Consider the following 12715-nt stretch of genomic DNA (forward strand, 5'->3'; position numbering starts at 1 on the left):
GCTTTACAGCGATAAAGAACAATGTGCTTTTCAAATCACATCTTTTAAAGGAGGATCTCAATATGAGTTTTGATCATAGGAGCATTGAATCAAAATGGCAGCAGTATTGGGAAGAAAACAAAACATTTAAAACGACCGAGGACGAGTCGAAAAAGAATTTCTACGCTTTGGATATGTTCCCTTATCCATCAGGGGCAGGCCTTCACGTAGGACACCCTGAAGGATACACGGCGACGGATATCCTTTCAAGGATGAAACGTATGCAAGGGTATAATGTCCTTCATCCGATGGGATGGGATGCATTCGGTCTTCCTGCGGAGCAATATGCGCTTGATACAGGTAACGACCCAGCGGAGTTCACAAAACAGAACATCGATAATTTCCGCCGTCAAATCAAGGCACTTGGATTCTCGTATGACTGGGACCGCGAAGTGAATACAACAGATCCTGGATACTACAAATGGACGCAATGGATTTTCCTTAAGCTTTATGAAAAAGGCTTGGCTTATGTGGATGAAGTAGCGGTTAACTGGTGTCCGGCGCTTGGTACGGTTCTTGCCAATGAAGAAGTCATCGACGGGAAGAGTGAGCGCGGTGGACATCCGGTTGAACGTCGCCCGATGAAACAGTGGATGCTAAAGATCACGGCATATGCGGATCGCCTTCTAGACGATCTTGAAGATGTCGATTGGCCGGAAAGCATCAAGGATATGCAGCGCAACTGGATCGGCCGTTCTGAAGGTGCTGAAGTCATCTTCAACATCGACGGACATGATGCATCATTCGATGTCTTCACAACGCGTCCAGACACAATCTTCGGTGCAACGTATGCCGTTCTTGCCCCGGAGCATCATCTTGTTGAAAAAATCACAACAGAAGAACAGAAAGAAAAGGTTGAAGCCTACCTTGATAAAGTAAAAACGAAGAGTGATCTTGAACGTACCGACCTAGCAAAGGAAAAAACAGGTGTATTCACTGGTGCTTATGCCATCAACCCGGCAAACGGAAGCAAAATGCCGATCTGGATTGCTGATTACGTTCTTGTAAGCTACGGATCCGGTGCTATCATGGCCGTTCCTGCCCATGATGAAAGAGATTACGAATTCGCCCAACAATTTGATTTGCCAATCGTAGAAGTGGTAGCGGGCGGAGATGTTGAGAAGGAAGCTTACACTGGTGATGGAGAACACGTCAATTCCGATTTCCTTAACGGTCTTGGGAAAGAAGACGCGATCACCAAAGCGATCAGCTGGCTTGAAGAAAAAGAAATCGGCACGAAGAAAGTAACTTACCGCCTTCGTGACTGGCTGTTCAGCCGTCAGCGTTACTGGGGTGAGCCGATTCCAGTCATTCATTGGGAAGACGGCACCACATCGGGTGTACCGGAAAGCGAACTTCCGCTTGTGCTTCCTAAAACGACGGAAATCAAGCCATCCGGCACAGGTGAATCACCGCTTGCCAACATCAGCGACTGGGTCAATGTCGAAGACCCTGAAACAGGCAAAAAAGGTCGTCGTGAAACGAATACGATGCCGCAATGGGCAGGAAGCTGCTGGTACTATCTTCGCTACATCGATCCTCATAACGAGGAAGCACTTGCCGATGCGAAGAAGATGGATGACTGGCTTCCGGTCGATATGTACATCGGTGGGGCAGAGCACGCAGTCCTTCACCTTCTGTACGCACGATTCTGGCACAAATTCTTATATGACATCGGAGTAGTGCCAACGAAAGAGCCGTTCCAAAAGCTCTTCAACCAAGGGATGATCCTCGGTGAAAACAATGAAAAGATGAGTAAATCCAAAGGGAATGTCGTCAACCCGGATGAGATCGTTGAATCGCACGGTGCCGATACACTTCGTCTTTATGAAATGTTCATGGGACCGCTTGAAGCATCCGTTGCATGGAGCACGAACGGACTTGACGGTGCCCGCCGCTTCCTTGACCGTGTATGGCGCCTGCTTGTCGAAGAAGATGGATCTCTATCAAGCAAAGTGAGCGACACACCTAACAGCAGCCTTGATAAAATTTACAACCAGACGGTCAAGAAAGTGACAGAAGACTATGAAGGCCTTCGTTTCAACACAGGAATCTCGCAGCTGATGGTCTTCATCAATGAAGCGTACAAAGCAGAGACTCTGCCGAAAGAGTATATTGAAGGATTTGTGAAGCTTCTTGCGCCGATTGCACCTCATATGACAGAGGAACTTTGGCAAAAGCTAGGACACGAAGATTCCATCACATATATGGAATGGCCTTCATTCGACGAGTCGAAGCTTGTTGATAATGAGGTCGAAATCGTCCTTCAAGTGAACGGTAAAGTGAAGGCGAAAATAATGATTCCACGTGATATGAATAAACAAGATCTTGAAGCAACAGCAATGGAAAACGAAGAAATCAAGAGCCAGATCGAAGGGAAAACCGTCCGCAAGGTGATTGCGGTACCTGGTAAGCTTGTAAATATCGTGGCGAACTGATTGTAATGAAGGGAAGGGACCTTGGTGAGGGACCTTCCCTTTTTACTTGGATTTTGGTGGAAGGGAGTTGGCGGTGCCAGGCACAAAAGAGGTGAATTGAGCCAGGCACAAAAGGTGTGATTTGAGCCAGGCACCGTGTAACGAAAAGGCGTGCCATACTCCCCCGAAATCCCCATAAGTGTAAAGTTTTTTGTGTATGGGTATTCCTTTGATATAATCAAACTGAAATGACCTTGAAAGGGTGAAGGAAATGACTGAAATCAAGACGATCACAACGGATGAACTGAACGAGAAGCTTCAAAACGGCGAAGACCTATTGTTGGTTGACGTCCGCGAAGATGAGGAAGTGGCTGGGGGTATGATCCCTGGGGCACGTCATATCAAGATGGGTGACATTCCTGAGTCACTGGACAAGTTTGACAAGGACAAGGAGTATATCTTCATCTGCCGTTCAGGCAATCGCAGCGGAAATGTTGCCCATTATATGCAGGAGCAAGGCTATAAAGTGGTAAACATGGAAGGTGGCATGTTGAACTGGGCTGGCGAGACGGCACCGAAGAAATAATGTACGATTCTTGAGAAAACACATTCCTCGATGAAAGGGATGTGTTTTTTTTTATATGGAATTGATTGAAAATTAAAATAGTTGTTCATACTGAATGTAAATAAGGGGAGAGGGGTGATGGGATGATCCAGGTGAAGGTGTTTGATTATGAGCATGAAAAGGATTTGGAGAAGGACATGAATCACTTTCTGAGTAAGATGGATGAAAAGAAGATCGTTGATATAAAATATCATATTGCTGCCCTGAATGAAGAGGTAGATGAACAGATATATTGTTTTTCTGCAATGGTGGTTTATCGTAAATAAAAAGGTTGATGCGTCGAGTTTCAGACGATCAACCTTTTTTGTTTTACACTTTTGCGGCATTGAAGCCGGCGAGTCTGCCGGTCACGAGTGCGCTTGTGATATTGTAGCCTCCGGTGTATCCATGGATGTCGAGGACTTCACCGCAGAAGAATAGGCCGTGCATTTTCTTTGATGCCATCGTTTTTGGCTCGATTTCTTTCACTGAAACCCCACCGCCCGTCACGAAGGCTTTCTCGATCGAAAGCGTGCCGTTCACTGTGAACGTGAACTGCTTTAGCAGCTTTGTGAGCTGACGGACCTTCTCGGAGGAAAGGTGGTCGCCTTTTTCGTCCTCATCGATGCCTGCCTTTTCGAGTAAGAATAATAGATACCTCTCGGGAACAAGTCCTTTGAAGATGTTCTTGGCGGATTTCTTCCCGTCCTCTTTTACACCCTTATAAAGAGATTGAAAGAGCTGTTCTTCGTTCTGTTCAGGGAGCGAATCGATGACCATCGTGACGTGGGTCAGATTCCATTTCTTCATCGCTTTCACGACGTATTGGCTGGAGCGCAATACGGCTGGACCTGAAATGCCAAGGTGCGTGAAGATCATGTCCATTTTATGTGAGGTCAGTTTTTTTCCTTTAGGGTTCAGGACGCTCAGTTCAACATCACGGAGAGACAGCCCTTGCAAGGCTTTTTGTTTGATGAAGGGTTCATCGGAAGTCAACGGTACCTCGGTCGGGAATAGCTCGGTGATCGTGTGTCCTGCTTTCCTTGCCCATGGATATCCGTCCCCGGTCGATCCAGTATGAGGAACGGACTTTCCGCCAACCGCTATGACGACGGCTTTTGCATGGATCACTTCTCCATTCATCAACCGGATTCCCTTTGTTTCGCCATCCTCGTACATCACTTCTTCAACGGCCGTGTTCGTTCTGGTTTCGATCCGCAGTTCTTTCATTCTATTCAGAAGCGCCTCTACTACATCCAGTGCACGGTTGGAGACCGGGAACATCCGTCCATGGTCTTCTTCTTTCAATTGGATGCCCAAGTTTTCAAAGAAAGAGATGATATCTTCATTATTAAACTCGGAAAAAGCACTGTAAAGGAAGCGGCCGTTCCCGGGGATGTGCTTGATGATTTCATCAATCGGCAGACGGTTCGTCACATTGCAGCGGCCGCCTCCTGAAATCGCCAGCTTCCTGCCAAGCTTCGTCCCTTTATCTACTAGGAGGACCTTGGCGCCGTTCTCACCGGCCGCGATGCTTGCCATCAAACCGGATGGTCCTCCTCCTATAACGATTACGTCATATGCTGACATTATTTCACCAACTTTATCGTTTTACTTCTTAAAAGTTAATCATATCAAAAACGTGCACTGTTAAAAAGTTAAGATCGTAAAGTTAATGGATGCTGGATGATTTTTCAGTGAGCATAGGGGAAAAAGACCTAAGCAGCGGGGAAAAGCAACCTCTGTCCGAAAAAAATTGTCATTCGATACGTACAGTAGTAAACTATGATAGTGTGAAAATTTATTTGAAGCATCACGCATGTTCCGGAAAGGAAACATGCTTTTCTCAGAGAGGGATACTATGTCATCTAAATTAATAAAAGGAACGTTTATCTTAACGTTAGGGACCTTCATTTCTAAGTTTTTGGGTCTTTTTTATGTTATACCGTTTGATGAGTTGTTGAAGGGTCATGAGGAAGGGGCATCTCTCTATCAATATGGATATGTTCCGTATACCATTTTCCTGACAATCGCGACGGCCGGTGTTCCATTGGCTGTTTCGAAGTTTGTCTCGAAATATAATGCAATCGGTGAATACGCGGTTGGGAGGAAGCTGTTTAAATCAGGCTTGCTGTTGATGACATTGACGGGGATCCTTTCATTCCTGGTGATGTACATTTTCGCTCCGGTCTTTGCGGAAATGACGATCAAGAGTGATGAACAGGTCATTTCCGTCGCGCAGGTGATGACGGTCATACGGGCGGTCAGTTTTGCCTTGATCATTATTCCGTTCATGAGCTTGATCCGAGGTTTCTTCCAGGGTCATCAATCGATGGGGCCGACTGCGGTCTCACAGGTCATCGAGCAAATCGTACGGATCATCTTTTTGCTTGGTGGTATTTATGTCGTGCTGGACATCATGGATGGCTCAGTCACGACAGCGATCAGCGTAGCGACGTTTGCCGCCTTTGTCGGGGGGCTCGCGAGTCTTGGCGTGCTGATCTGGTATTGGTTTAAACGGAAGCCTCATCTGGATGAGCTTCTGGAAGAGGACCGGGGGCAAGAAGATATTTCCTTGCCTAAAATGTACAAAGAGATCATTGCTTATTCCATACCGTTCATTTTTGTTGGCCTAGCCAATCCATTGTTTCAGCTTGTCGATCAAATCACGTTTAACACGGCGATGGCGGATATCGGCAATGCCAAAATTTCTGACCATGCTTTTGCCGTATTGAATTTCTACACTCACAAGCTTGTCATCATACCGGTATCATTGGCAACTGCTTTCTCGATGACGTTGATTCCGCTGATTACGACATCGTATACAAGCGGTGACAGGAGTACGATGCGCAGGAATATCGACCAATCGTTTCAGATTTTGCTATTCCTGACGGTACCTGCGTCGATTGGGATTGCACTGTTGGCGGAACCGACTTACACGTTGTTTTATCATAGTGACGCACTTGGCACGTCCATTCTCCGGACGTATGCGCCTGTGGCGATCTTGTTTGCACTATTTGCCGTTACGGCAGCCATCCTTCAGGGAATCGATGAGCAGAAGTTCACGATTTTCAGCTTGCTCGTCGGCCTGCTGCTGAAGCTGGTGTTGAATATTCCGCTGATCCGGTTGTTTGAAACACAGGGTGCGGTGCTTGCAACGACGATCGGTTATGCCGTTGCGATCGCGATTAATTTATATGTGATCAAGAAGTACGCACGCTACAAATTCAACCTTATTTTCAGGCGGACGGTGGCCATCGGGATGATGAATGTGGCCATGGCTGTTGTTGTATTGATTTTGTATGGCGTGTTAAAGCAATTCTTGAATCCCGCTTCCACATTTCAGTCGATCATCCTTGTTGTGATCTGCGGTGGAGCAGGGGCTTTGGTTTATTTTTATTTAAGTTTGAGAAGCAAGCTGGCGGACAAGCTATTCGGGGACAGGATTGATAGACTGAGAAGTCGCTTGAGAATCGGATAAAAGAAAAGGGGATGATCATTTATGTTCATCCCCTTTCTGGTACCTATTACTGATTGTAATACCCGAGTTTACGTTCCAACCTTTCCACTTGTCTTTCAAGGCGGTCCACCCTGCGGTCCAACCGCTGATACTGTCTTTCAAGACGGTCAAGGCGGTCATTGAAGCTGCCGCTTCCGCCTCCACCCCCGGGATAACTTGGATATCCAGGATATCCGGGATATTGCTGTCCTCCGCCGGGAAGTGGGATCGGGATCAAAATGCCGCCGGTTCCTTGTTGTCGATAAGGATACATCTCTATCACCTCAAGTCCTCCATGTAGGTTTCTTGCGTATCTTTAATAGGCTATGTGTAAGATTGAATGTTGAATGGGCGTTTACCCCAAACCTGAGCATCAAAAAATTATGAGAATAGGAGTGTAATGATGAGAATAGATAAATTACTTGCGAACATGGGATATGGAAGCAGGAAAGAAGTGAAGAAGTTGCTGAAGGATGGCGGCTTGCAAGTAAATGGAGAAGTAATGAAAGATGGAAAGGTCCATGTGGATACAGAGAAAGACACCGTGATGCTGTACGGGGAGAAAGTGGAGTATCGTGAATTTATCTATCTGATGATGAACAAGCCTCCGGGTCTGATATCTGCAACAGAGGATGCGAATGACGAGACCGTCATCGATATCCTCCAGATCGAAGACCAGATTTTCAGTCCTTTCCCAGTCGGAAGGCTTGATAAGGACACGGAAGGGCTGCTGCTTATCACCAATGATGGACAATTATCGCATCAGCTACTTTCCCCGAAACGGCACGTACCAAAAACATACTTTGCCGTCATCGACGGAGAGGTGACGGACCGTGACGTAGAAGCTTTTAAAGAAGGTGTGACACTGGAAGATGGTTATCATACAAAGCCTGGTGATCTGGTCATTTTAACATCAGGCTCAACATCCGAAATTGAGCTGACCATCACGGAAGGAAAATTCCATCAGGTGAAGCGGATGTTTGAAAGCGTAGGGAAGCGCGTTGTCTATCTGAAGCGCCTTTCAATGGGGCCTTTGAAGCTTGATGAAGACCTTGAGCTTGGGGAGTACCGCGAACTGACGGATGAAGAAGTGCAGATGCTGAAGGATTATCGTTCTGGATCTTAAGCGAAGCATTAAAAAAAGAGTCCAGCCCCTGAAGGCCATCAACCTTCAGGGGCTGGACTCTATCTTTCTCTCTACGAGGACATCTTTACTTTCTTCTCGGTTGTTGTCCATTGGCCACGGCTTGGGCTTTGTACCAAGTCATTATACGCTAACACGTTGAGATCTCTTTGAATGGTGCGAGGAGTAATGCCAAATTCGTCAACGAGATCTTGAGTTGTTACAGTACCTTTCTTATTGATGTACATGTATACAGACTTAATCCTTGTTAGCATACGATTGGTTGAAGGTTTCAAAGAACCACTCCCTCATCATTTTTCCAAAGTCAAAGACTACACCGTCATTTGTGCACCTCAAGAAGTGCTACCTATGTACTATGCGCTTTAGACAACCCCTTTTCTTTTTATCGTGTACTCATAAGATGTCTGACAATTATTATTGTACCCTTAATTCTACAAAAATTCTATAAATATTATCTAAATTTACAAACAATTAACGCTGAGTTCATTGCTTACAACAGTTTATGAGGTTCTTATTAATAAGATGAATAATTCTGAAAATTTAACAGTTGAAAATTTAAATTTGGCCTTTCTCCTTGTTTGGATTTCCTTCTGAAACAGTATAGAATGGGAGATGAATGTTGTATAAATACATAATAAGCAGGTGTTAATGATGAATTGGACACAGGAAGTAGAAAAGCGAAAAGATGATTTATTGAAGGATCTACAGAATTTCTTGCAGATTAAGAGTGTGTTGGATGAAGAGAATGCAACAGAGGATGCCCCTCTTGGGAAAGGTGTCAAGGAAGCGCTGACTTTCTTGTTGGAGCTTGGGGAGAAGGACGGCTTTACTCCGAAGAACGTGGATCACCTTGCCGGTCATCTTGAGTTCGGGGAAGGAGATGACCTGCTGGGCATTCTTTGTCACGTTGATGTCGTTCCTGAAGGTGACGGATGGAGTGTGGATCCGTTTGGCGGTGAAATCAAGGATGGAAAGATCTTTGCACGCGGGGCGATCGATGATAAAGGGCCGACGATGGCTGCTTACTATGCGATGAAAATCGTCAAAGAACTGAAACCCGACTTCACGAAACGGATCCGGATGATTATCGGGACCGATGAGGAAAGTGATTGGAGATGCGTGGATCATTATTTCAAAAAAGAAGAAATGCCTTCAATCGGATTCGCTCCTGACGCTGATTTCCCGATCATCTACGCTGAGAAAGGGATTGCGGACTACGATCTTGTTCAGACGATCAATGATGAAGGAAAGGCATCTCCAAACAGAGTGATATCCTTTGAGTCGGGACGTCGCTATAATATGGTGCCGGACTATGCAAAGGCCGTTGTCCACTTGGAAGAGGACCATACGAAATGGGTGCAACAGTTTGAAATCTTCACGAGAAAGGAAGAAATCAAAGGCAGCTATTATCTTGAAAATGGAGAAGTCATCTTTGAAGTGGAAGGTGTGTCTGCTCACGGAATGGAGCCGGATAACGGAAGGAATGCAGGCCTATATCTTGCTGCGTTCCTGACAGAACTGCCATTGGACTCAAATGCAGAGGCTTTCTTTTCTTTTACAAAAGAGAAGTTTTACAAAGAATCCCGCGGCGTGAATCTTGGTGTGAATCATCATGATGAAATCACCGGTGACTTGACAATCAATGTAGGTAAACTTCGGTATTTCGATCGTGAAGGCGGCCGTCTGGGACTGAATATGCGCTACGGAGTCCATTATGATATGGAACAAGCGAAAGAAACACTTCATTCCATTGAAGGCTTTACCGTTGAGAAATTCACCGACAGCAAGCCTCACCACGTATCATCGGATGATGAGCTTGTACAAACGTTAAAGAAAGTGTACGAAGACCAAACCGGTGAAGAAGGGGAACTGATCACCATCGGAGGCGGGACATATGCAAGAAGTCTTGAAGCGGGTGTCGCATTCGGTCCGTTATTCCCAGGTCGTGAGGATATCGCCCACCAGAAGGATGAATATATGTATATAGAAGATCTCCTCAAGGCTACTGCGATTTATGCTCAAGCCATTTATGAATTAGCATGTCGGTCATAATTTAGAAGACCCGGGAGGAGAGGAGATAAGATGGAACAGACGGTATTTCTTAATGGGGAATATATAGAAAGATCAGATGCGAAAGTGGATATTGAAGACCGTGGCTATCAATTCGGTGATGGGATTTATGAGGTCATCCGTGTGTATGAGGGAACCGTGTTCACAATGAGTGAGCATCTGGAACGCTTGTATAAAAGCGCAGAAAAAATGAAGCTTACCGTCCCTTATGAGATGGAGGAACTTACTTCCATGGTAGGTAGGTTGATTGAAGTCAACAAGGTCGAAGACGGGTTCATTTATATGCAGGTTTCCAGGGGGATCTCCCCGAGGCAGCATCATTTTCCTGGGAAAGATGTCCCGGCGAGTGTGATTGCTTATACAAAGGAATTCAAGCGCCCAGTTAAGCAAATGTCTGAAGGCGTGACAGCGACGCTTGTCGAAGATATCCGCTGGCTGCGATGTGACATTAAGAGCCTGAATCTGCTGGGGAATATCCTTGCGAAAGAAGAGGCTGCTTCGAAAGGAGATTTCGAGGCCATCCAGCATCGGGGGGAGACGGTGACGGAAGGTTCGTCATCGAATGTATTCATTGTAAAGGATGGGACCGTTTATACTCATCCTGTCACGAATTTGATCCTCAATGGAATCACAAGAAGAGTCATTAAAGATTTGGCGGATGAAAACGGTGTACCGTTTGTGGAACGCACCTTCACCGTGGAGGAACTGTTCGAGGCGGATGAGATCTTCATTGCAAGTACCACCTCGGAAGTCATGCCGGTCATCAAGGTGGATGATACAGTCGTCGGACAGGGTGTTCCAGGCCCAGTAACGATGGCTTTGCAATCATGGTTTACCGATCGAATCAAAGCAGCGTGCAAGAAAGAAGTTTAACGGAGGTTGCGAGATGAATTGGATCTGTTCTCAAGCTTATATGAAAAAAGAACGGTTGATTGAAGACAACCAGCAGCTGACGGTCGAGAAAGAAGAATATTTGTACCTTTATGAAGATCGGATTGTGACCCCTAAGAGAAGCTTTACGCTTCCCCAGGTATTGGATATAACGAAGAAGCATCTTTCCGCACGTTATACGTTTCTTTATCTCCACACCATTGAAGGGGTACTGACCTATATCGTAAAGTCTTCACCCGACCTGTTCATCTCGCATTACCGGAAAATGAAGGAACAGTAATAATGCCCGTACCCTTTGCATTCTTGCGGAGGGGCGGGCTTTTTTTATTTAAGAATTCGTGAAATGTATCCTTGCTTGGAATCAGAATCTGATATAGTTAATATATTCCATATTCGTGTTAAAAACGTTGATTCATGGAGGTTGGTTATCATGAAGAGGATCGCCACATTGACCATGATGTTTGTCTTTTTGGCTGTTTTCCACGCCCATGCATTATCATGGGCGTATCCTTTCGTAGTGTGGGAAGGGAAGGTATATGAAGTGAAGCTTGGAGAGAAGGTAGAGGAAGATGATATTGGCCGACTGATTGGGGAGGTAAAGACAAAGGCCGATGAGGTGACGGGAAATTATTACGGAGATGCTTCAAACTATTACCCTGTCGGAACAAACTATTATGCGCGGAAAGGAGTCCCGGTTTCCTCTGGAATTGCCGTAAAAGAGGAAGGAGGGTGGGTAAAGGCTTCCTACGTCCATCGGGCACCGTTCCATATCATGAATGTCATCACGAGCGGCTACTTCATCACGTTTGTCACCTTATCCATCCTCGCCATCGTCATATTCAAAATCCGTAACAAAGCATTGTCTCATTGACTGATCATGTAAAACAAAAGAAGGTACGTCCCTCATCGCGTTAACGCGATGAGGGACGTACCTTCGATGGTTAGAAGCGGAAGAGGTCGCTTGAGAGATATCGTTCTCCGGTGTCACATGCGATGCAGATGACCACATCGTCCGGGGACAATGTTTTGGCAACTTCGATGGCTGCATAGCAGGCTGCACCGGATGATGGTCCGACAAGGATCCCTTCTTCACTGGCCATGCGACGGGCGATATCGTAGGCTTGTTCGTCTTCGATTTTGTGGATTTTGTCATATACTTCCGTGTTCAACGTATCCGGCACAAAGCCTGGGCTTGTGCCGACAAGCTTATGTTTTCCTGGTTTTCCACCTGATAGGACAGGCGATCCTGCAGGCTCTACCACATGAACTTGGATGTCGGGGTAGTGTTCCTTCAGCACTTCACCTGTTCCCGTAATCGTTCCGCCGGTCCCTGCCGTTGCGACGAAAGCGGAAAGGGGCTTCCCGATTTGATCCATGGCTTCAATGATTTCAAGCGCCGTTGTCTGGCGATGCGCGTTCGGGTTGGCTGCATTTTCGAATTGCATCGGCATGAAGCTGTTAGGAATTTCTTTTGTCAGTTCTTTTGCCTTTTCGATTGCCCCTGGCATCTTCTCATCGCCCGGTGTCAATACAACCTCTGCCCCGTAAGCTTTCAAGAGGTTGATCCGTTCCTGTGTCATCGTGTCTGGCATGACGAGGATGGAACGATATCCCCTTGCTGCTGCATTCATGGCAAGTCCGATACCCGTATTGCCGCTGGTCGGTTCGATGATGGTGGACCCTTCTTTCAATAGCCCTTCTTTTTCAGCTTCAATGATCATCTGAAAAGCCGCACGGTCCTTAACGCTTTTGCTCGGATTGTAGAATTCAAGCTTTACATAAACATCCGCTCCCTCAGCGGGGTTCAGTCGGTTCAATTTGACAAGGGGCGTGTCCCCGATCAATTCAGCAATATTCTGTACTACTTTCATCGTCAACTTCCTTTCCTGCACATTCTATTACTATCGTACTCATTCACATAAATCTTATCAACTAAATTGGCTTTGTATTTCATTTTTGTTGCAGTTGTATTCAGTGATTCTTTTCTTAGCACATTTTGCTAAAATAGAAGGTAATCAAAAGGCCCGAAAGATGCAGAGGATCAGAGGCGG

General features: G+C 46.0%; 13 protein-coding genes. 9 read left to right on the forward strand and 4 right to left on the reverse strand.

The window, feature by feature from the left end:
* Positions 1 to 62 precede the first annotated feature (62 nt).
* From leuS to LCM10_RS17865, 3 genes are all read left to right on the forward strand, one after another.
* Positions 63 to 2477, forward strand: coding sequence for a leucine--tRNA ligase (gene leuS / locus LCM10_RS17855; RefSeq protein WP_224877626.1), 2415 nt, complete (start codon positions 63 to 65; stop codon positions 2475 to 2477).
* 250 nt (positions 2478 to 2727) lie between these two features.
* A complete protein-coding gene (locus LCM10_RS17860; protein WP_224877627.1) occupies positions 2728 to 3042 on the forward strand; it encodes a rhodanese-like domain-containing protein in 315 nt (104 codons plus the stop codon).
* 122 nt (positions 3043 to 3164) lie between these two features.
* Positions 3165 to 3347 carry a sporulation protein Cse60 gene (locus LCM10_RS17865; protein WP_224877628.1) on the forward strand — a complete coding sequence of 61 codons (183 nt, stop codon included), beginning with the start codon at positions 3165 to 3167 and terminating at the stop codon, positions 3345 to 3347.
* A gap of 43 nt (positions 3348 to 3390) precedes the next feature.
* Here the strand turns inward: LCM10_RS17865 and LCM10_RS17870 are convergent, their stop codons facing one another.
* Complete coding sequence (locus LCM10_RS17870; protein ID WP_224877629.1) at positions 3391 to 4650, reverse strand: NAD(P)/FAD-dependent oxidoreductase; 1260 nt, start codon at positions 4648 to 4650, stop codon at positions 3391 to 3393.
* Positions 4651 to 4921: 271 nt separating this feature from the next.
* Between LCM10_RS17870 and LCM10_RS17875 the strand changes: the two genes are divergently transcribed.
* Positions 4922 to 6541 (forward strand): polysaccharide biosynthesis protein, encoded by a 1620-nt coding sequence (locus LCM10_RS17875; protein WP_224877630.1) that lies wholly within the window; start codon positions 4922 to 4924, stop codon positions 6539 to 6541.
* A gap of 46 nt (positions 6542 to 6587) precedes the next feature.
* On the opposite strand, the gene LCM10_RS17880 is transcribed toward LCM10_RS17875, so the two are convergent.
* Positions 6588 to 6833, reverse strand: coding sequence for a hypothetical protein (locus tag LCM10_RS17880; protein ID WP_224877730.1), 246 nt, complete (start codon positions 6831 to 6833; stop codon positions 6588 to 6590).
* Between the two features lie 129 nt (positions 6834 to 6962).
* On the opposite strand from LCM10_RS17880, the gene LCM10_RS17885 reads away from it, so the two are divergent.
* Complete coding sequence (locus LCM10_RS17885) at positions 6963 to 7685, forward strand: pseudouridine synthase (RefSeq protein ID WP_224877731.1); 723 nt, start codon at positions 6963 to 6965, stop codon at positions 7683 to 7685.
* Positions 7686 to 7756: 71 nt separating this feature from the next.
* On the opposite strand, the gene LCM10_RS17890 is transcribed toward LCM10_RS17885, so the two are convergent.
* Positions 7757 to 7978, reverse strand: coding sequence for a DeoR family transcriptional regulator (locus LCM10_RS17890; protein ID WP_224877631.1), 222 nt, complete (start codon positions 7976 to 7978; stop codon positions 7757 to 7759).
* 376 nt (positions 7979 to 8354) lie between these two features.
* Between LCM10_RS17890 and pepV the strand changes: the two genes are divergently transcribed.
* The 4 genes from pepV to LCM10_RS17910 all read left to right on the forward strand — a co-directional run bounded on the left by pepV (position 8355) and on the right by LCM10_RS17910 (position 11535).
* On the forward strand, positions 8355 to 9755 hold the full coding sequence (pepV, locus tag LCM10_RS17895; RefSeq protein ID WP_263621557.1) for a dipeptidase PepV: 1401 nt from the start codon (positions 8355 to 8357) through the stop codon (positions 9753 to 9755).
* A gap of 30 nt (positions 9756 to 9785) precedes the next feature.
* Complete coding sequence (dat, locus tag LCM10_RS17900; protein ID WP_224877633.1) at positions 9786 to 10646, forward strand: D-amino-acid transaminase; 861 nt, start codon at positions 9786 to 9788, stop codon at positions 10644 to 10646.
* A gap of 13 nt (positions 10647 to 10659) precedes the next feature.
* Complete coding sequence (locus LCM10_RS17905; protein WP_224877634.1) at positions 10660 to 10944, forward strand: hypothetical protein; 285 nt, start codon at positions 10660 to 10662, stop codon at positions 10942 to 10944.
* A 150-nt stretch (positions 10945 to 11094) separates the two neighbouring features.
* Positions 11095 to 11535, forward strand: a complete 441-nt coding sequence (locus LCM10_RS17910) for a hypothetical protein (protein ID WP_224877635.1) — start codon at positions 11095 to 11097, stop codon at positions 11533 to 11535.
* A 70-nt stretch (positions 11536 to 11605) separates the two neighbouring features.
* On the opposite strand, the gene cysK is transcribed toward LCM10_RS17910, so the two are convergent.
* Positions 11606 to 12535: a cysteine synthase A gene (cysK, locus tag LCM10_RS17915; protein WP_224877636.1), complete on the reverse strand. Its 930-nt coding sequence runs from the start codon at positions 12533 to 12535 to the stop codon at positions 11606 to 11608.
* Between the last annotated feature and the right edge of the window lie 180 nt (positions 12536 to 12715).

This window comes from Rossellomorea aquimaris (assembly GCF_020171925.1).
Classification (GTDB): domain Bacteria; phylum Bacillota; class Bacilli; order Bacillales; family Bacillaceae_B; genus Rossellomorea; species Rossellomorea aquimaris_F.